At 36.3% G+C, this 20,131-nt stretch carries 19 protein-coding genes; 7 read left to right on the top strand and 12 right to left on the bottom strand.

Annotated features, from left to right (window positions below; genetic code table 11):
• Nucleotides 1-44 precede the first annotated feature (44 nt).
• Nucleotides 45-638, bottom strand: a complete 594-nt coding sequence (locus ABXT71_RS10570; protein ID WP_415371284.1) for a hypothetical protein — start codon at nucleotides 636-638, stop codon at nucleotides 45-47.
• A complete protein-coding gene (locus ABXT71_RS10565) occupies nucleotides 635-1,588 on the bottom strand; it encodes an OmpA family protein (RefSeq protein ID WP_415371283.1) in 954 nt (317 codons plus the stop codon). Before ABXT71_RS10565 ends, ABXT71_RS10570 begins: the two co-directional genes overlap by 4 nt.
• A gap of 172 nt (nucleotides 1,589-1,760) precedes the next feature.
• Here ABXT71_RS10565 and corA point away from each other — a divergent pair, with 172 nt between their 5' ends.
• Nucleotides 1,761-2,846: a magnesium/cobalt transporter CorA gene (corA, locus tag ABXT71_RS10560; protein ID WP_415371282.1), complete on the top strand. Its 1,086-nt coding sequence runs from the start codon at nucleotides 1,761-1,763 to the stop codon at nucleotides 2,844-2,846.
• Nucleotides 2,847-2,898: 52 nt separating this feature from the next.
• Here corA and ABXT71_RS10555 read toward each other — a convergent pair whose 3' ends face one another.
• Complete coding sequence (locus ABXT71_RS10555; protein ID WP_415371281.1) at nucleotides 2,899-3,333, bottom strand: hypothetical protein; 435 nt, start codon at nucleotides 3,331-3,333, stop codon at nucleotides 2,899-2,901.
• Nucleotides 3,334-3,407: 74 nt separating this feature from the next.
• Here ABXT71_RS10555 and ABXT71_RS10550 point away from each other — a divergent pair, with 74 nt between their 5' ends.
• Nucleotides 3,408-4,091: a DUF2461 domain-containing protein gene (locus tag ABXT71_RS10550; protein ID WP_415371280.1), complete on the top strand. Its 684-nt coding sequence runs from the start codon at nucleotides 3,408-3,410 to the stop codon at nucleotides 4,089-4,091.
• Here the strand turns inward: ABXT71_RS10550 and ABXT71_RS10545 are convergent.
• The 6 genes from ABXT71_RS10545 to ABXT71_RS10520 form a co-directional block, all read right to left on the bottom strand.
• Nucleotides 4,088-4,504: a glyoxalase gene (locus ABXT71_RS10545; protein WP_415371279.1), complete on the bottom strand. Its 417-nt coding sequence runs from the start codon at nucleotides 4,502-4,504 to the stop codon at nucleotides 4,088-4,090. The genes ABXT71_RS10550 and ABXT71_RS10545 overlap by 4 nt on opposite strands.
• 213 nt (nucleotides 4,505-4,717) lie before the next feature.
• Nucleotides 4,718-7,810, bottom strand: a complete 3,093-nt coding sequence (locus ABXT71_RS10540; RefSeq protein WP_415371278.1) for a VPS10 domain-containing protein — start codon at nucleotides 7,808-7,810, stop codon at nucleotides 4,718-4,720.
• A gap of 81 nt (nucleotides 7,811-7,891) precedes the next feature.
• Nucleotides 7,892-8,632, bottom strand: coding sequence for an outer membrane lipoprotein-sorting protein (locus ABXT71_RS10535; protein ID WP_415371277.1), 741 nt, complete (start codon nucleotides 8,630-8,632; stop codon nucleotides 7,892-7,894).
• 443 nt (nucleotides 8,633-9,075) lie between these two features.
• Nucleotides 9,076-10,359: a mechanosensitive ion channel family protein gene (locus ABXT71_RS10530; protein WP_415371276.1), complete on the bottom strand. Its 1,284-nt coding sequence runs from the start codon at nucleotides 10,357-10,359 to the stop codon at nucleotides 9,076-9,078.
• Nucleotides 10,356-10,637 (bottom strand): DUF3817 domain-containing protein, encoded by a 282-nt coding sequence (locus ABXT71_RS10525; protein WP_415371275.1) that lies wholly within the window; start codon nucleotides 10,635-10,637, stop codon nucleotides 10,356-10,358. Before ABXT71_RS10525 ends, ABXT71_RS10530 begins: the two co-directional genes overlap by 4 nt.
• A gap of 579 nt (nucleotides 10,638-11,216) precedes the next feature.
• Nucleotides 11,217-11,819 (bottom strand): M15 family metallopeptidase, encoded by a 603-nt coding sequence (locus ABXT71_RS10520; protein ID WP_415371274.1) that lies wholly within the window; start codon nucleotides 11,817-11,819, stop codon nucleotides 11,217-11,219.
• A 120-nt stretch (nucleotides 11,820-11,939) separates the two neighbouring features.
• Here ABXT71_RS10520 and ABXT71_RS10515 point away from each other — a divergent pair, with 120 nt between their 5' ends.
• On the top strand, nucleotides 11,940-12,665 hold the full coding sequence (locus ABXT71_RS10515) for an SDR family oxidoreductase (RefSeq protein ID WP_415371273.1): 726 nt from the start codon (nucleotides 11,940-11,942) through the stop codon (nucleotides 12,663-12,665).
• A gap of 192 nt (nucleotides 12,666-12,857) precedes the next feature.
• Here ABXT71_RS10515 and ABXT71_RS10510 read toward each other — a convergent pair whose 3' ends face one another.
• On the bottom strand, nucleotides 12,858-13,724 hold the full coding sequence (locus ABXT71_RS10510) for an RNA polymerase sigma factor RpoD/SigA (RefSeq protein ID WP_415371272.1): 867 nt from the start codon (nucleotides 13,722-13,724) through the stop codon (nucleotides 12,858-12,860).
• A 190-nt stretch (nucleotides 13,725-13,914) separates the two neighbouring features.
• Here ABXT71_RS10510 and ABXT71_RS10505 point away from each other — a divergent pair, with 190 nt between their 5' ends.
• The gene (locus tag ABXT71_RS10505) at nucleotides 13,915-14,574 is read left to right on the top strand and encodes a hypothetical protein (RefSeq protein WP_415371271.1); all 660 of its coding nucleotides are present in this window, start codon (nucleotides 13,915-13,917) and stop codon (nucleotides 14,572-14,574) included.
• A 61-nt stretch (nucleotides 14,575-14,635) separates the two neighbouring features.
• Here the strand turns inward: ABXT71_RS10505 and ABXT71_RS10500 are convergent, their stop codons facing one another.
• Nucleotides 14,636-14,842, bottom strand: coding sequence for a hypothetical protein (locus ABXT71_RS10500; protein ID WP_415371270.1), 207 nt, complete (start codon nucleotides 14,840-14,842; stop codon nucleotides 14,636-14,638).
• 34 nt (nucleotides 14,843-14,876) lie between these two features.
• Between ABXT71_RS10500 and ABXT71_RS10495 the strand changes: the two genes are divergently transcribed.
• Together ABXT71_RS10495 and ABXT71_RS10490 are read left to right on the top strand one after the other, a co-directional pair.
• Nucleotides 14,877-15,113, top strand: a complete 237-nt coding sequence (locus tag ABXT71_RS10495; protein ID WP_415371269.1) for a hypothetical protein — start codon at nucleotides 14,877-14,879, stop codon at nucleotides 15,111-15,113.
• A gap of 92 nt (nucleotides 15,114-15,205) precedes the next feature.
• On the top strand, nucleotides 15,206-17,659 hold the full coding sequence (locus ABXT71_RS10490) for a zinc-dependent metalloprotease (protein ID WP_415371268.1): 2,454 nt from the start codon (nucleotides 15,206-15,208) through the stop codon (nucleotides 17,657-17,659).
• A gap of 71 nt (nucleotides 17,660-17,730) precedes the next feature.
• On the opposite strand, the gene ABXT71_RS10485 is transcribed toward ABXT71_RS10490, so the two are convergent.
• Nucleotides 17,731-18,297, bottom strand: coding sequence for a pseudouridine synthase (locus ABXT71_RS10485; RefSeq protein ID WP_415371267.1), 567 nt, complete (start codon nucleotides 18,295-18,297; stop codon nucleotides 17,731-17,733).
• Nucleotides 18,298-18,457: 160 nt separating this feature from the next.
• Between ABXT71_RS10485 and ABXT71_RS10480 the strand changes: the two genes are divergently transcribed.
• A complete protein-coding gene (locus ABXT71_RS10480; RefSeq protein ID WP_415371266.1) occupies nucleotides 18,458-20,017 on the top strand; it encodes a DEAD/DEAH box helicase in 1,560 nt (519 codons plus the stop codon).
• Nucleotides 20,018-20,131 lie beyond the last annotated feature (114 nt).

Here is a 20,131-nt window from a genome sequence, read left to right as displayed (position 1 = left end):
TATAATATAAATGTAGTCTTGTGCCTAAAGAACGTTTTTAGCAATTATAGTTTTGAACGATAGAGTATCAGTGCATTTGCTTGCTTTACCCAGTTATCTCTTTCTATTCTTCCAGGAAAAAATTCTATGAGCTCAGTGATGATTCGTATGTCGCTTACTTCTAGTTTGCTTATTTGGTCGTAATTATAAATTCCTATATTGTTAAGTCGCTCTTCTATATATGGTCCTATTCCTTCTATTTTAGTGAGATCATCTGGCATATCTAGCCTGCCAGAAGCGATAACGCTTTGATTGAGTTTTGGCGTTTGTTTTTTAAATGATACGTAGGTTGATTTTGCTTTTTCAGCAATATCGGGTTTAGGCATAGATATGTTAATAGGGACAACCTGTTGTTGTGATTCTTTTACAATATCAATAATTTTAGGTCTGATTTCAGTAAAAATAGTTTCTATATCTCGTAAGCTTTTTTCTTCATTTTTTGATTTCAGCTCCTTACTAAGGGCACTCAATGCTTTTTTAGATTCCTGTTTTGCAAATAAAGCTGCAAGAACATATCCTAAAATAAAAGTGCTTAGCATCAGCAATAATATGGGCCCATAAGCTATAATTAGCGCCTGTATTTCAATTGCTTCTGTCATGGTTTTTTTGAAAACTGGATTTCGATTCTTTCGTTTTCTGCACGACTCGCTCGCATACCTTCACGTAATATAGGATCGGTTTCTCCTTTTGAGATGGCAATAATGTTGGCGCTAGTAATAGCACCCTTAGTGACAAGGTACCAGCGTATTTGTCTCGCAGATTTTAAGCCTCGTATATAATTTTCGGAATTAGCACCTATATGATCGGTATGGCCAACGACGGTTACTTTTAGACTTGGATTATCTTCGAGTACCGTTACCACGTGTTTAATTAGTTCTTTCAGTTTTTTAGTATGCAGCACTTCGTCAAAATCGTATGCCGGATAAAAAATAATAGTATTTGGTATTTTTGGCACACTATTAATAATACGTTCTCTATCAAGGAGTTTAAACGAAAATGTCATTCCGTTAGATAGTTTATTCTCTGCGTCAAATACCTCAGTTGTAAGTATTGGCTTTATTACTAATTGATTTTTATCTGCTCCTAAAGCAACAATCGTTTTCTCAAAATCATTGGCGCGTTGCACGCCTATATTTGGTGTTTTAATTTTTTCTGAAGCACTATAACATGAAGTAATATGAAGTTCTTGCCCAGGATTTTCTTGCAGGTACGCAGTAAGGGCAGCCGGAAGATCTGCGAGTGTATCTGGAAGTATAATTTGAGAAGTATCCTTTTCAATAGCGATTGTCTCGTGAGCCTCAAAGAGCGTTGTTTGATCTAACGCTGCAACCACAAAGTCTTTTTTGGGAACAATAGTTTCCCTGTTTAAAATTTCAGAAGAACTGGTTATTGTATCTTTTTCTAAAGTGGCTGTCTCTATTTTTATTTCTGAAATACTCTCAGTATTACCCCTCGACCCAATATGTGGTGACGAAGAGAAGGAGTACATCCATAACCCGAAAACCGACCATACAAGGAAGACCAAAAAGGCGACTAAAAAGTTTTTCATTAGATTTTAGACTTCAAAATTAATTAATGCAGTCTGCCTAACAAATCTAAGATTTCTATCCTTTATTACGAAATGTTGACAAAGATGTTTTGCAAAATTAATTAACATTTATTTTTGTGCGTGAATTTTGGCAATCAAAAATTACGCTTATATTTAATTTAAATATGTATCAATGTGCGCAAAACGTAAAAAAGTAAAAAAATTACTTAAGAGAATTAGAAAGACTGAAAACCACGCTCCTGGTGAAGTAAGGTACACGGGACATAAAGTGGGAACATCTACGAAGCTTGAAATCATTGATTATTCTAAGGATCGTTATGACCGTATAGATACAGAAAATGTAGAAGTCGCCTTTGACTTTAAAGGTACTGAGCATGTAACTTGGGTAAATGTCAACGGACTTAATAACGCGACAGAGATTGAGCGATTGGGAGATCACTATAAGTTGCACCCTCTCATTCAAGAAGATATTGTTTCTGTGAATCAACGCCCCAAGATTGATGAGTATGATGAGTATCTCTTTATCGTCTTTAAAATGCTGCACTACACTGAGAACGACGAGCTCATTAATGAGCATGTGAGTTTAGTGTTAGGTGATGATTATGTATTGACTTTTCAAGAAGCAGATGGTGATGTTTTTGATGGTTTACGTGAACGTCTTGAGAACTCAAAAGGACGCATACGAAATGCAGGTGCAGATTACTTAATGTTTGCTATTCTTGATGCAGTGATTGATAATTATTTTAGTGTCATCGAAGTGATGAGCGAAAAAATTGAATTACTAGAAGACCAACTCTTTGAGGACGAGGTAGAAGATGACATCACAAAGGACATACAAGAACTTAAAAAAGAAATATTAAAAATAAGACGCGCTGTTTTCCCATTACGAGAAGTAATCAACCGCCTTGAAAAAACAGAAACACCACTTATAGAAGAACGTACCAATAACTACATTAGAGATCTGTATGACCATATTATCCAAGTTTCTGAAAGTGTAGATATCTACAGAGAGATGATTTGGGGACTGATGGATATGTATATGACGACCATCAGTAATAAAATGAATGAGGTGATGAAGGTGCTTACCATTATGGCGTCTATATTTATACCGCTCACATTTATGGCTGGCATCTATGGGATGAACTTTGAGTATATCCCGGAGCTTCATTTCAAATATGGTTATTTTGTCCTGTGGGGAGCTATGATTCTAGTATTTGTAGGAATGCTAATATATTTTAAGCGTAAAAAATGGTTATAAAATAAAGGCTGCAATTAGTGCAGCCTTTATTTTTGTACTAAGAGTAAGTAAACTATGAAAGCCATCCTTTTCTTGCGACAGACCTGCTATACATCAATAAGACCAAGGCTGTAATAATAACGATAATAGGCATTGTAAGGGCATCTGTTGTTCCATAGACATCAATCACATCTGTTGCGAACATCCAGTAAATCATTTGAATACTTACGGCGATGAGTGAAATTGTAAAGAGTAGTACCGCTAGTTTTTTTCGCATCAATAACAAAATGCTACCTAACACTCCAGTAATCACTGCGATTCCGAAAACGATGTAATACCACGATGGTAAATTTTCAAATAATGCAATTTGAGTATCATTGAGTGTTTCATATAACAAGTCTTTTAAGACCGTAGAAGATAAAAATTGAACTGTTCCCATTAGGTTCCATAACAGAGCGATTATGGCTATTATCCAGAATCCTTTCGTTGGTTTTGAATACGTATTCATAGTATTTGGTTTTAAGGTTATTGCCGTTTAATATAAGGAAAACCATTTATATTTACATTTTACATAAAATAGTTATGAGCACAAACATTCCTAAATCTTCGTATGACTTTCTTAAAAAACTGAGCAAGAACAATCATCGCGATTGGATGCAGGAAAACAAAAAGGAATATTTAGCTAGCGAGAAAGAGTTAAAATCTTTTTACGCACAAGTGCAGGACGGCTTGCAAGAAACAGACGAGATAGCCAAGCAGAAAATTTTCAGAATCAATCGAGATATCCGTTTTAGTAAAGATAAGACACCTTATAATGTGCATCGCAGCGCGAGTTGGAGCAGAGCAGGTGCACAAAGAAGAGGGGGGTATTATTTGCGACTAGAGCCGGGAAACAGTTTAATGGCTGGAGGTTTTTTTAGCCCAGAACCGGCAGACTTACTGCGAATACGTAAAGAGTTTGAAATGGATACTACGGAAATAAGAGAAATTTTAGCAGCATCAGAATTTGAGAAAGCCTTCGGGGGTTTTAACGAACAATATGCTGTTAAGACTTCTCCTAAGGGGTTTAGTAAAGAAGATCCTAATATAGATTTGATAAGACTTAAAAGTTATTTTGTCGAACATTCCTTTACGGATGCAGAAGTACAGGCATCAGATTTTTCAGAAAAACTCTTATATCATTTTAATTTACTACGCCCATATTACGATTATATGAGTGCCGTTCTAACAACAGATCTTAATGGTGTTTCTTTAATAGAAGACTAGGCTACTTGGGTTCTCAATACTGGTTCTAAAAGTTGGATATTACTTTTAAGGCGTTCTTTAACGAGATTCATCATCCTCTTATTTAGAGCAGAAGAGTTATCAATATATTTTGAATATTCTTCTGCAGTAAAATGTCCAATCACAATTCCTTTTAAAGAATTTCTAAATTTTATGTCCCGCTGTATCGCGTTATCAATATAATCTAGGCGCTTATCTACGGTGTATGTTTGAAATACATTTTTGTGCTTCTTTATATAATTCTTAAAAACGGCTACTAACAAGTCATTCTGCAACTTAATCACAGGTCGCAATGTATTATTCTGAAAATGTTCTTCAGAAGACATGGCGCCGTCTACTCTCACATTAGGAAGTTCTGGTCGAAGGGCTAACAATGATAAATCTCTAGTGTCCATAGTATTTAGGTTTTCTTAAAGGTACATTAATCAAGTATGCGCATTTATACTACCGCCCCGAAGTTATCTACAGGATGTCAACATAAAATAAATGTGAATTCAAGCCGAGTTTTAAATCAAAACTACGCTCTTGTTTTATCCTAAAAGAAAAAAGGTGCTTGTTGTGTTTAGCAACAAGCACCTTAATAAATTATAATGGAAACGTATAAAAACTCAATCTTTTAAAAATGCTTCCATAGTTTGCATCGTAGGAAAGGTTGCTCCCGCTTTTTCTACTGCGGTTTTAAACTTCTTTCCTGCTTTGTTTTTTATGTCTTCATAGCGCTTCTTTGCAGCGATCATCTCTTCTTTAATCAACAAGTAATTATCTTTTCTTGCTGGACTCACTGCATCATATGTACTGGCAACAGTACCGTATAATTCTGCCATACGCTCTCTTAATTCAGGTTCTGCTGTTTCTACATAGTTGTCACCTGTAGTTATTACCAAATCTTTACGTAATGCTTCTAGTTCATCGTTTAGTTTTTGAGCTGTCTTTTTTGTTGCTGGTTGCTCTTCCATCATAAGTGCTGTAAACTTTTGAGTCTCTTGCACCTCGTTTACTATAAAAGCAAGGTCTTCAACCATATCAAAAAGTTCTGCTGTTAGCGCTTCTTGCTCTTTACGAGCAGCTAGAGTGGTAGGGGTTTTATCATCGTATCTAACATCTATAGTTGTTTCAAAGACTTCATTTTTCTTTGTCATTACTACTTTGTATTTTCCAGCCACAACTCTTTTTGGAGTAAATGCGCCTCTAGCCATAATCTTTGACTGTGCCACTTTTGGCGTCTTACTTATATAATTCCAAGTGACAATGTTGATTCCTTTTGATTTTCCCGGATCTAGCGTCGCTACTTTGTTCCCCTCCATATCTTGTACTTCCATGTTCATTTTTCCGAAGGTATGACGCTTCTTAAGATAGTAAACCACAGTAGCAGAGGTAGATTTATTAGCACCCACAAATTGCGTCTCACTCCCAAAGCTTCCTGCAAAACCGCTTTCTTCTACCATCGTAAAAGGACTCGTTTCAAAAAAATGAACGTCCTTCTCTAAAATAGCTGGACTCAATTCACGTAAGGGACTAATGTCATCAATAATAATAACACCACGACCGTGTGTACCCATGACGATATCATTGGTCTGCTTTTGCATATCAATAAAGTGTACTGCTACGGGTGGCATGTTATTTGTAAAATGTGACCAGTTTTTTCCACCGTCAATACTAACGTAAAGGCCAAGTTCTGTTCCTAAAAATAAAAGATCTTCATTTTCATAGTCTTCTTGTATGTTACGAACGAAAGCATTTTCTTGGATGTCTGGACTAATAATATTCTTCCACGTTTTTCCAAAATCGGTTGTTTTTAAGCCATAAGGTTTCATATCTCCGCTAGAGTGTCCATCAAAAACTGCGTAGGCCGTTCCTTTGTTATGCACACTTGCTTCTATATGATATACCCATGTGTTTGCTGGAATGCCTGCAAGGTTTGCTGTTACATTAGTCCAGTTCTTACCAGCATCTGTAGTGACTTGTACATTACCATCGTCTGTACCTATCCAAATTACATTTTGATCTACTGGAGATTCTGCTATGGTAAAAATGGTGGTGTGATTTTCTGCACCACTATTATCAACAGAGAGCCCTCCAGATTTAGATTGATCTTGTTTCAGTGGATCATTAGTGGTTAAGTCTGGTGAGATGATCTTCCAAGAATCACCCATATCTTCACTCTTATGTAAAAACTGACTTCCCATATAAAATCGATCTGCTTGGTGCTCACTCACTGCCATAGGTGCATTCCAATTAAAACGTAGTTCTGCATCGCCTTTTTTTGCGAGTGGCTGTATTGTCTTCGTTCTGTTCAGCGCAACATCATAACGCCACACGTTTGCCGCCCCTTGCATTTCAGAATAAATAATATTTTTCTTGGGATGCTTTAAAACTCTAAAACCGTCACCATAGCCAACACTATTCCAATCACGAGCATTCACGCCTCCGGGAGAAGAAGAAGGCCCATACCAAGAACCATTATCTTGTAAACCTCCATACACATTATAAGGAGTTGAATCGTCTACACTAATATGATAAAATTGTGAAAGCGGTAAATTTTCGACGATTTCAAAAGTAACACCACCGTCCCAAGAACGATATACACCGCCGTCTGTTCCTGTGAACATATGGTCTGAGTTATCGATATGAAAGGTGATATCGTGAATATCACTATGCATATTCCCCAAATTCTGAAATGTTTTTCCACCATCTCTACTTATTGATCCGCTCAATCCTCCTTTAACAATCACGTTAGGATCTCTAGGGTCTATAGTAATTCTAGAAAAGTAGAACGGACGCACTACCAATCCAAAATCATTATTTAAGTGTTCCCAAGATTGCCCTGCATTTGTTGACTTCCATAATCCGTTTTTAGATTTATCTTCTGTTTCGAGCACACTGTATAAGATATTATTATCACTAGGGGCTACTGCAACCGCAATACGGCCAAGATCGCCTTCAGGAAATCCATTATGTATTTTATTCCAAGTCGCACCTGCATCTGTAGATTTATATAGCGCACTTTTATCTCCACCAGAACTAAAGCCCCAACCACTTCTTCTAAATTCCCACATAGAGGCATACAAGATGTTTGGGTTTTTTGGGTCCATAATTACATCTGCGGCCCCTGTTGTTTTATCTATGTATAATATTTTTTTCCAAGTAGCTCCGTCATCTGTTGTTTTGTAAACCCCACGATCTTCACTATCGCTCCATAAGGCCCCAAGAACTCCTACATATACTTCTTTTGAGTTGTTTGGGTTTACGATTACAGAGGCAATACGCTCACTGTTTTCAAATCCTGGAATTTCCTTCCAGTTCGATCCACCATCTTTAGACCTAAATAAACCGTCACCTACAGAAACAGAATTACGTGTCCAGGTTTCTCCAGTCCCTACCCAAATGGTTTGATCTGGGTTTGAAGGGTCTAGTGTTACAACACCAATAGATTGTACATGGTCATCAAAAATAGGGGAGAAGGTTGCGCCTCCATCATTAGAACGCCATACACCACCACCGGCAGTACCTGCGTACATCACACGAGAATTTATAGGATGCATTTCTAAGTCATTAATTCGACCACTCATCAAGGCGGGACCAATGTGTCTGGCACGCATATCACCAAAAAGTTCTTTCCCTTTTAAAGCTTTAGATTCTTGTGCGTCTGTAGCAAAGGGTGCTACGATAAGAACCATAACTAGTATGATTAATTTTTTCATAATGATTGGTTTTTTAAATTTGGTTAAAACTGGTGTAAAAAAAATCCCCAACAAAGGGGATTCTTAATTCGTATTATATGTTTATTCTTTAGCTGCGGCTGGAGCAGGAAAAGTAAATATTGATGGATCAATCTCTGGATTTACTTCAACAGATTTAATGTCTAGTGGCATACCACCCATCATGGTCATTGCAAAAGGAAAGTACAAACCTTCTACTTCTTCATAGTCACTCATAGTATCTTTCATTGTTTGGCCTGAAACCGTCACTTCTGTCGCAATAGGTACATTATTTTCACTTTCAAAATAGTAGTACGTGATCGCTTGTTCTTCAACACCATTAATCATCATAGGCTCTTGCACCATTTTAATCTTATGTGTTTTTGTACCTTCCATCGTTTCTTCACCTACATACTCTACAGTATACCCTTTAGATTTATAGTCCATAAAAGGACTAGGAAAATCATTTGCTTGCAGTTTCATATTATCTGTCTGCTCTTGCGTCATTTTTTCTGGAGCCATCGTCATCTGGTTCGTATTCCAAGCAGTCTCTCCGTCATATGCCATAAAAGTCATACTCATACCTTGAAAGTTTGCTACGATTGCTAGTTTCCCTTCTTTCGTGCTATAGATGTCTACGGGGATTTCCATTCCACCTTGGTTCACTGTTGCGCTTATTTTTGTGGCATTCAGGCTTTTCCAGGCGTCCATTCCTCCCGTGTTTTCAAAATAAGAGTTTACGATTTCGTCTGCAGTCTGAGCGATTGCCGTAGGTACTATAGCAAGCATTAACGCGGCTACAAATAAAGTTTTAATGTTTTTCATAATATGGTTTTAGTGCTAAATATATAAGTATGACGCAAAAGACATTTGTTTGTTACAGTTGCATTCTTTTTTCCTACGGAAATATTAGTTCATTTATAATTGTCAAACAATAGAACCTTTCCGAAGTGCTTAATTAATGGTTATCTCTTTTAATAAACGCTTTCTGTTAAGTCTATCGCTTCACTCATTTGCTCTTTTGCATTCTTTAAATATTTCTCCGTAGGTTTCGTTGGAGCCTGCGCAGAAGCTCTTTCTGGTTCTAAGTTAATACCATAATCTGTACATGAGGAAAATCGAAAATCAGTATCCGCACATAATCTAAAAGACAACAAAACGAAATAACATAAGTACAATAGCCAGAGCAACAAACACTTGAAGTACGCCTCAAAATCTAATATTCTTAGCTCTTTTGAGTATTTCCATCGACCAAAAATAGGCCAACTTTACTCTTCTTTACTGTTTTTTAAGGAAACTTTAGCAAAATCTGACCCTGTAGGGCTTTCAAAGATTTCGAGGTCAAAGAAGGGAACAGCTGCAATGAGGTGGTCAAAAATATCTGCTTGAATACGCTCATAGTTTTCCCAAGACTTATCATAACTAAAACAAAAAACCTCTATTGGGATTCCCTTATCTGTAGGGGCGAGGTGACGCACCATTAAAAACAAGTCTGGATTAATTAACTCGTTTTCCATTACAAAAGATTCTGCATAGGTTCTAAAAATACCTAAGTTAGTCTGGTTACGACCATTAATTAAAGCCGTCTTATCTGCATTAAGATGTTTATTAAACGTGAGCACTTCTTTCTCACGATGCTCAATGTAAGGGGCAATAAGCTGGATCTGTTTTAACTTTTCCAAATCTTCTGCAGCCATAAATTTTATAGAACTCTGCTTTATGAAAATAGACCTTTTAATCCGTCTCCCTTTACTTTCTTGCATCCCACGCCAGTTCTGAAAAGAATCTGCAATCAAACTATAAGTAGGGACTGTAGTAAAAGTATTGTCAAAGTTCTGCACTCTCACTGTGGCTAAATTAATCTCAGTTACATACCCATCTGCACCAAATTTACTAAACGTGATCCAATCACCTATGCGCACAATATCATTAACAGACACCTGTATACTCGCTACAAAACCTAAAATGGTGTCTTTAAAAATAAGTAAGACAACCGCAGATGCAGCTCCTAATGTAGCGACACTAATAATGTCATAATCAGTTATCAGGTTTACAATAAAAAAGATAGCAGTACCCCAAGCAAATATCATTAATACCTGAACATAGCTCTGTATGGGTTTGTCTTGATATTTAGGTTTTGTTTCCGCATATTTTTTTGTGGTTCTAAGAATACTCCTGAAAACAAAAACACTAAGAAATACTACATAAACCATTACAAGTTTGTGAAGCGTAGTGATTGCTTCTGGATACTCCTGAAAAATGAAAGGAAGCGTATTCCACACAATCATTATAGGCACAAAATGAGCAATGTATTTAGGGAAATTACTCTCGACAAGAAAATCGTCAAAGGTGCTTTTTGTACTGTCACTAAAGGTTTTAAACGATTGTACGATAATTTTTCTGAAAATTATATCCAGCAAAGTAGCAACTAATGTCACTATTATTAGACTGATCGCAATATTTAGAATTATTGCCAAGGTTTTATTTAAACCTAATTCAATAAAATACTCTTGAAGAAACGAACTGTAGGATAACCATTTTTCTTGATTCATGGGAGGTATTTTTTGTCAGCATAAAAAGGACCAAAGGGTAATACAGAACAAATGATCACGATAAAAAGTGTTTTAGCATTCCACTTTAAAAGTGTCGAAATATATACTGCCATTGCAATATATAACATAAATAATACACCGTGTGCCATACCTACTAATCGAACCATTTCTGGCATATCCATCAAATACTTTAATGGCATTGCTATCCCTAGTAAGACTAAGAATGATAGCGCTTCAAGTACACTTATTATCTTAAATGTTTTTATGGCGTTTTGCATCTATCAACAATTTTTCGCAAAGATACATTGCTAGTGATAGCTATCGCATTAATTAATCTTTTTTGTGCGAGCTTCTATAAAAGGGTCTATCTATATTTCTGAAAAATTCTAAAAATTAAAAACAAGTTGTGAAACTAGCCAAATAAATTTACAGATACAAGAACCCGTGACGTAATTCGAAGAATCAGTTGAGCATTGTTATGAATCACTATTAAGCGCACTACCTAGTATTGCCCTAAGCAATTTTATAGTAGTTGCCGGAATATTAATTGCACAAATAATAACAAGTTTTTATCGTAAACGATTATTAAATACGTCTAATGATCCTAGAGATAGATAACTTGATAAAGTAGAGAAGCAATAAATTTTAAAACTTAGTTTTTCAAACATCAGAGGTTTTAGAGACCTGTGGGTTTTTTTCTTTTCACCGGGTGCTTTTTATCTTGTAAGGTTTTTTAACCTGACAATTATTTTATTTAAAAAGAGGTCTAGCGTGGCTAAGATTCCATATGCTGAATCAGGTTCAGCTTTAGTCAATTTTGGAATGACGCATTTAAATCTTGAACCTTGAATTTTAAATTACTCACATGGTAAGCTCTCATTCAAAATAGGAAACCCATAATTTTTTCTGAAACTATAATGCCACCATTCGGTCCGTATGGTTTGGAACCCGTGTCTTTGCATTCCTTCTATGAGCAGTTTTCGGTTGTTTAAAATTTCCGAAGAGAAATTATAATTATCGATGTGTGATGCGCGACCAAAGAAATCATAATCACTACCCATTTCTACAAAACAGCCATCGAGTGTAACTAAGGTTATGTCTACTGCGGCTGCTCGATTGTGAATACTTCCATTTAGATAAGGGTTTGCCACGTAGGTGGACCGTGGGACTTTTGACCACATATATTTCTGGATATCTAGGGGTCTATAGCAATCGTAGAACTTGATCTTATATCCTAGCTCACAAAAATACTGGTTGGCTTCCCAGGCGGCCGCAGCCACTTCTGGTTGAAGCAAGCATTTTGCGCAATCGTATAGTGTTTCTCCTATAAAGTTATCTGGAGTTGCGTAGCGTATTTCGTAATCAAACTCGGTTCCATAAAATGCCATATCGATAAGGTCACTAGGAATAATAGTTTTTAAAGGTATTAAAAAGAGGAGCGAAGCGAGGAGTAATTTCATTGTTATAGACACGTTTTAAAATGAAGTATATTTTTATCTAAGCAAGTAAACAAAGTTAAAATTAAGTAAATCTTATTAAATGTGGACGACAGACTTTGTAACTTTATAAAAAACTTACTTATGAATAAATTAAAAAATAAAACAGCCTTCATTACGGGAGGATCAAAAGGGATAGGCTATGGTATTGCCCAAAAACTGTTAGCAAATGGTATGAATGTGGTTATCACGAGTCGTACTCAAGAAAGTGCAGATGATGCAGCAAAGAAATTAAATGATGAAGAATCCAATGCGGGTAAAGCTATGGGAGTTGCTGCAGATGTTCGTTATTATGAAGAACAAGTTACAGCAATTGCAAAAACAGTTGCAGCCTTTGGTGGTGTAAATGTGATGGTAGCAAATGCTGGATTAGGGCATTTTGGGAACATAGAAGATATCACTATTGAACAATGGAATGAGGTCATTGATACAAATTTAACAGGGGCTTTTTATAGTTTTAAAGCAGCACTCAATGCATTAAAAAAGACCAAAGGGTATTATATTTCAATTTCAAGTTTGGCAGGAACCAACTTCTTTGCAGGAGGTACTGCTTATAATGCGAGTAAATTTGGAGTTACAGGATTTACACAAGCAGCTATGCTAGATGTGAGACAAAGTGATATTAAAGTAAGTACGATAATGCCAGGAAGTGTTTCTACTCATTTTAATGGTAATGAGCCTAGCGATATGGGAGCTTGGAAAATACAGAGTGAAGATATAGGGGAGCTCGTTGTAGATCTTTTAAAAATGAATCCTAGAACCTTACCAAGTAAAATAGAAGTGAGACCCACGAAACCTCCAACTCATTAATCTAGACATTTATTATATTGTATTGTGTGAGCGCTGTGGCTTCGTTGTTCCTTTCTATTGTAGTGTTTTGCATTGAGATTGTTTTATTTTGTAATGATACAGGGTGGCCTAAAATAATAATTTTAGAGAATTCACAAAAAAAACGGAAGCTTTTTACAGCTTCCGTTTTAGGTATCTATTTTAGGAATTAAATTATCCTAAATACTTCATTAAGATGTGACTCTTAGATTCGTGACGCAATCTTCTAATTGCTTTCTCACGTATTTGACGTACACGCTCTCTAGATAAATCAAAGGTGTCGCCTATTTCTTGTAAGGTCATTACTGGGTTTCCAGAAAGACCAAAGTTTAACTTTACTACATCTGCCTCACGTTGAGATAAGGTGTCAAGCGCTCTGTCAATCTCAGTCTTAAGAGACTCTTGCATTAATCCATTATCTGGATTAGGAGATTCACCAGAACTAATAACGTCATATAAGTTGTTATCATTCTCACCTTCTTGAAAAGGTGCATCCATAGAAATACTACGGTTACTGTTTTTCATAGAAGATTTTACACTGGCAACAGTAATATCTAACTCATTTGCAATTTCTTGAGCAGTAGGGATACGCTCATAAACTTGCTGCAAGTGAATGCTCGCTTTTTTTACTTTATTAATATCACCAATTTTGTTTAATGGTAATCTTACAATTCTAGATTGCTCAGCGATTGCTTGCAGTATAGATTGTCTAATCCACCAAACAGCATAAGATATAAATTTAAAACCACGTGTTTCATCAAAACGCTTTGCAGCTTTTACAAGCCCAACGTTTCCTTCATTGATTAAATCTGGAAGACTTAATCCCTGGTTTTGATATTGCTTAGCAACCGAAATCACAAAACGTAAATTAGCTCTTGTTAATTTGTCAAGCGCTCCTTTGTCGCCTTCTCTAATACGCTGTGCTAATTCCACCTCTTCTTCGGCAGTAATCATATCAATTTTACTTACATCTTGCAAATAACTATTTAGGGATTTAGTCTCTCTATTGGTTACTTGCTTGGTAATTTTAAGTTGTCTCATATGATGTTGTTTTATTTATGCCCGCATGATAAGTCGTAGAAATGACATTTCCAAATTTGTTAACATATATTTATTGAATTAATTCAAGTTATAGCGTATTTTTGAAACGTTTTGGGTACTAACGTGTCTTTTTCATGTAATATTGAGTTTGGTTCGATATTTGCTTAATCTTCGTAGAATTATTTCTGAAATGAGACACCTTTTAATCTTCTTGCTTTTGTTTAGCACCAGCGCTTTATATTCACAAATAGAGCGACCTAATCGTGTGATCAAAATTGAAGCAGATCCAGACGTGCCGAAACCAGACCCTAAGGCTTCAAAGACCGGATTTGAATTACCTAAAATTAACCTTCCTACATTATCTAAAGAGAAAGACCCTAAGTTCGATATGAAAAATTTAGGCAACTTAGATCCAAAACCTCTAGACATTACAAAAGGGGATGGGCTTTTAGATTATAAAACGGATAAGGCCCCTAAGTATTTTACCGCGGAGAAACAAGTCTCAGATAAATATGCGCGGGATCAAGACCTGGGAGAAGTGAGTGTCTCCAGATCGCTTGTCAATGTGGTGTATCGAGATCACGAAGCAGTAGATGGAGATCGTATTATGGTGCTTGTAAATGAAGACATTGTAAGAGCAAATGTAAGTCTCTATGGTAGTTTTCAGGGTTTTGATCTACCTTTGCAAAAAGGGCCCAATAAAATAGAGTTTATTGCCTTAAACCAAGGAGAGTCAGGTCCTAACACGGCAGAGCTCCATATCTACGATGATACTGGAAAGCTCATCTCTGCTAAAGAATGGAACTTACTTACCGGCTACAGGGCGACCTTTATTATTGTAAAAGATTAGAATGAGTATGATCACGAAGCTTTATCTCCAGCGAGTAAGCTTTTTTCTTAGCCTATTTACATTAACCTTTTTTTACGGCCTCTTGCCAGACAAATTTATTAGAATAGCCCTTTCCTAATAGCCATGTCGTTGCTTCTACAAGCAACCTCATTGTCTGGAATACTTCGGAAATAGCAAAAACTGTAGAATGGTCAGAATTTATATTTGGTAATTCTTTCACTTTAGATGAATCTATTTCTGAAATTTCAAGAGAAGAGAACCCTTCCAACTTTGGACAACGCGTTTTAGAAAGGTGGCAATAATTGGGACAAAACGATTTTAGTGATGAAGCATTGTTTGGTTCGATAGATAAACCTGTTACAAAATTTAATACGCAATATATCTTTAAAAGAGAATCAATGATCTGGACGCAAGAACACGGCGATCACAATCATTTGTTTATGATTACTTGGCTTAAAAGAAGGTTGGTCTTTCTTGATGAGCATTTTGCCAGATTAGATATTCACTTTCTTAATAAAAACGTGGCCCCTAATCTTTAAAGAGATTGATTTTTTTTTGTTTTAACATTTCATAAATTAATTACGACTCTAATTTGATTATTTTCGAGATTTAAATCAATTACCTACATAATATGAAGTACAAATTACTCTCTATGCTCGCCGTATTTTTTATAATTGCCGCGTGTTCTTCTCAGAAAGGGATAAAAAAGGAAGAAAAAGATGACGTTGAAGCCTCTAAAGAAAAGGACAAAGACGCAATGAAGGATTATGATGAAATCATAACAAAAGATGCAATATCTGACTCAGGTCTTTTTACAGTTCATAAAGTTAAGAAGGATTACTATTACGAAATTCCAGATAGTTTATTTAATAAAGAGATGCTTATGGTATCTCGTATTGCAAAGACAGCATCTAATTTAGGTTTTGGTGGTGGAAAAGCAAATACACAAGTATTGCGCTGGGATCGTAAGGATGACCAAGTATTACTTCGTGTAATTTCACATCAAGTATTTGCAGCAGATTCATTACCTATTCATGAAGCTGTAAAGAATTCTAATTTTGCGCCTATCTTATACGCATTTGATATAGAAACAATAAGTAAAGACGCTACGGCTACTGTCATTAAAGTTAATGAGCTTTTTGAAGATGATGTAAAAGCATTGGGAATTCCATCTTATTACAGAGAAGAGTACAAGGTTTCTAGCGTTGATAGAGATAGGTCTTATATCGAAACAATTAAAAGTTATCCAGAAAACCTTGAGTCAAGACACGTAAAAACCTATAATGCAAAAGAGCCACCAAGTAATGGATCCTTAGCATCAATAACGGTAGAGATGAATACGTCTATGATCCTATTACCAGAAACTCCTATGAAGCGTCGTTATTTTGACGAGCGGGTTGGATGGTTTAGTAGAGGTCAAACAGATTATGGTCTGGATGCTCAAGAAAGTAAAACTGTACGGTATTTAGACAGATGGAGATTAGAAGTAAAGCCAGAAGATCGTGCAGCTTATCTGCGTGGAGAATTGGTAGAGCCTAAAAAACAAATTATATACTACGTAGACCGAGCAACCCCAGAGCAATGGAAAAAATACATAAAACAAGGTATAGAAGACTGGCAGGTAGCATTTGAAGCTGCTGGGTTTAAGAATGCTATTATTGCTAAAGAGCCGCCAACGATAGAAGAAGACCCAGAATGGTCTCCAGAAGATGTTCGTTATTCTGTGGTGCGCTATTTAGCATCGCCTATTCCTAATGCAAATGGGCCACACGTAAGTGACCCGCGAACAGGAGAGATTTTAGAATCTGATATTAACTGGTATCACAATGTGATGACCTTATTACGCAACTGGTATTTCGTGCAAACTGCTGCAATCAATCCAGAAGCAAGAGGCGTTAAGTTTAAAGATGAGATCATGGGACGCTTGGTTCGTTTTGTATCTTCTCACGAAGTAGGTCATACGTTAGGATTACCGCATAATATGGGGAGTTCAGTTGCCTATCCTGTAGACTCTTTACGTGATCCCGTATTTACTGCAAAATATGGAACAGCACCTTCTATTATGGATTATGCTCGTTTTAATTATATAGCACAGCCAGGAGATGGGGACGTAGCCTTAATGCCTAACATTGGGATCTATGATAAATATTCAATTAACTGGGGGTATAGAGCCATTCTTGACAAAAGTGCTGTAGATGAAAAAGAAACTTTAGATCAATGGATTTTAGAACATGCTGGCGACCCTATGTATCGTTTTGGGAGACAACAACGCGGTGTTATAGATCCTAGTTCACAAACAGAAGATTTAGGTGATGATGCCGTTAAGGCAAGTAGATACGGAATAATGAATCTTAAACTCATTGTTCCTAAATTGATAGAGTACACGGCAGAAGATGGCAAGAACTATGACGATCTAGATACTATGTATGGACAAGTAGTTGGACAGTTTAATAGATATATGGGACATGTTTCATCAAATGTTGGTGGCGTATATGAGTACTATAAAACCTATGATCAAGATGGAGCGGTATATACAGCAGTTGATAAGAATAGACAAAAAGAGAGTCTATTATTTATCAATGAACAATTATTCGCTACACCAAGTTGGCTTTTAGATCAAAACATTTTCAACAAGATTCAGTTTGATGGCAGCGTAAATAACTTAAGAAGGACACAAGTACGGACCTTGAACAACTTGTTAGACTTCGGTAGAATGGCGCGTATGAGTGAGAATGAAGCGGTTAATGGAGATCAAAGTTATTCATTATTAAATATGATGGATGATCTTCGTGCTGGCATCTTTTCTGAACTGAACAACCGAAATAGTATCGATACCTACAGAAGAAATCTTCAAAGAGCTTATGTGGATAGAATGGAATATTTAATGACTGAGGATCAAGAAAATTCAAGAGGTACGCGTGTAAATGTGAGTCAGAGTGACATTCGTTCTGTAGCGAGAGCAGAGCTTAAAAAACTACAGACGCTTACTGCTTCAGCAGCAAGAAGAACTAATGACACAATGAGTACATATCACTTAGAAGACTTAAATGAACGTATTAAAAGGATTCTCGATCCGAATAATTAACGAAACAAATACGAATACACTGCCTTCCTAATGGCAGCCAATTATAACCCTGAGCTTTGGCTCGGGGTTTTTTATGTTTTGATGGGCAGTGTATCGCCCGGTTGCATAGCGTCTATCTTAAAATCTCCTATACGAACCCTAATCAAACGTAATGTAGGCAGACCAACAGCGGCTGTCATTTTACGGACTTGCCTAAATTTCCCCTCGGTTAAAGTGATGGAAACCCACGAACTAGGACCGTGGCGATCATCTCGTATTCTTTGTCGCGTAGCTGGAAGAAGAGGGGCTGTGATGATGCTAGCTTTGCAAGGTTTTGTTTGAAAAAGTACTCCATTAATACTAATTTCTAGTCCCGTCTTAAGGAGATCGATATGGCTTTGATTCACGACGCCATCTACAAGGGCATAGTATTCCTTTTCTATAGTATTATTATTTACATGGTAACTATAGGCGCCATCAGTTGTAAGTAGGAGTAAACCTTCAGAGCTTTCGTCTAAACGTCCAATGGCCATGATTCCTTCAGGGAAATCACCAAGACTTCCTAAAAAATTTTTGTTTTTAGCGTGCCTATCGTTTGTCATAAACTGACTGAGATAGCCAAAAGGTTTGTATACTTTAAAATGTAGGTGCTTGGACATTGGTTATTAATAGATGTCAAAAATACAAACTTTGTGCCCAAGGTAGGTTCAAATAATATTTCGGATTTAATAATTGCACCCACTAATTATTAAATGTGAACATGTGATTACATAACCTTTAATTCGTTGTATATTTGCAGCCTTATTTTAGCCCCAGAATATGAAAACGATTGATAATTCTATATTAGACAAACGCAGTGATAAGGAGCTTTACAGCTATCAAAAAGGAGCGATTGATCGAATATTCAAACTCTTTGATGACGAGAAGCAGGATTATCATTTGCTATATCAATTGCCTACAGGTGGTGGTAAGACCGTTATTTTTTCTGAAATAGTCCGTCAATACCTGAAAAACCATAAAAAGAAAGTACTGGTGATGACGCACCGTATCGAGCTTTGTAAACAGACTTCTGGAATGTTGACTGAGTTTGGTGTGGTCAATAAAGTGGTAAATAGTACTGCAAATCTTGAAGACCAACAAGATTTTAGTTGTTTTGTAGCGATGGTAGAGACGCTTAATAACCGTTTGAATGATGAGCAACTAGACATTTCTGATGTCGGCCTAGTTATTATTGATGAGGCCCACTACAACTCATTTACAAAGCTTTTTAAATTTTTTGAAAAATCTTTTATTTTAGGGGTTACCGCTACACCATTGAGTTCGAACATCAAGCTCCCAATGAATGATAACTATGATGAGCTTATTGTAGGAGAAACTATTGAATCTCTTATTGAAAACGAATTCTTAGCACAAGCACAAACGTATTCTTATAATGTAGGTTTAACGTCACTTGAAGTTGGAGCTAACGGCGATTACACCGTAAAGTCTTCTGAAGATTTATATACAACAACAGATATGCTGAGCAAATTAATGCAGGCATATGAAGAACGAAGTAAGGGTAAAAAGACATTAATCTTTAATAATGGAATTAACACTTCATTATATGTCTATGATGCCTTTAGACATGCTGGTTATCCTATTATGCACTTAGATAATACGGCTACAAAAAAACAGCGTAAATTTATTTTAAAATGGTTTAAAGAAACTCCAGACGCCATCTTAACGTCTGTTAGTATTTTAACCACAGGATTTGATGAGCCAACGGTAGGTTCTATTATATTAAATCGTGCTACTAAGTCCTTGACCTTATATTATCAAATGATAGGTCGTGGATCGCGTATTTTAAATAGTAAAAGTACGTTTGATGTGATTGACTTAGGGAACAACTTTCATCGTTTTGGACCTTGGGGAGCAGATCTAGATTGGCAAGCTATTTTTAGGTCGCCTAATTTTTATCTGGAGAATCTCCTCGATGATAATGAAATAGAGAGTTATTTCAGATATGAAATGCCAGAAGCACTTAGAGCAGAATTTGCAAAAACAGAAGATGTTTCGTTCGATATTAAGAAAGCATATACAGCTTCTGTAAAATCTGGAGAGACTTCAAAAGTAATTCTAGAAAGATCCATCCATCAGCACGCCACTATCTGTATTGAGAATAGCGAAGACATCTTTGATGCGCTTGGCTTGGCAAAAATGCTTGGTGATGATATTGACTTTAGAATAGAACGATACTCAAAGTGTATTAGCAAAAGTACTTACAACTTCTTAACATGGCTTAAAAACGACTATCGCTTGAAGTTACGTTCTTACTTGCGTGAGAATTTTGACATGATGTTTGAAGACATTCACGGATATGCGCCTTCAGAAGAAGAATAAAATCTTATAACTTACTTAATAGCTCATTAAGAGATTCAATAGCTGCGTGTAGCGGTTCTTTAAGCTTTCCTATCGCACGGCTTATCGCATCTAGTCTACCTGTACAGTAAAATA

Origin of the sequence: Patiriisocius sp. Uisw_047, assembly GCF_047730165.1 — a bacterium.
In the GTDB taxonomy this organism is placed as follows: Bacteria; Bacteroidota; Bacteroidia; order Flavobacteriales; family Flavobacteriaceae; genus Patiriisocius.
The sequence above is the reverse complement of the archived record's forward strand: the minus strand, read 5'-3'. Positions and strand labels throughout refer to the sequence as shown.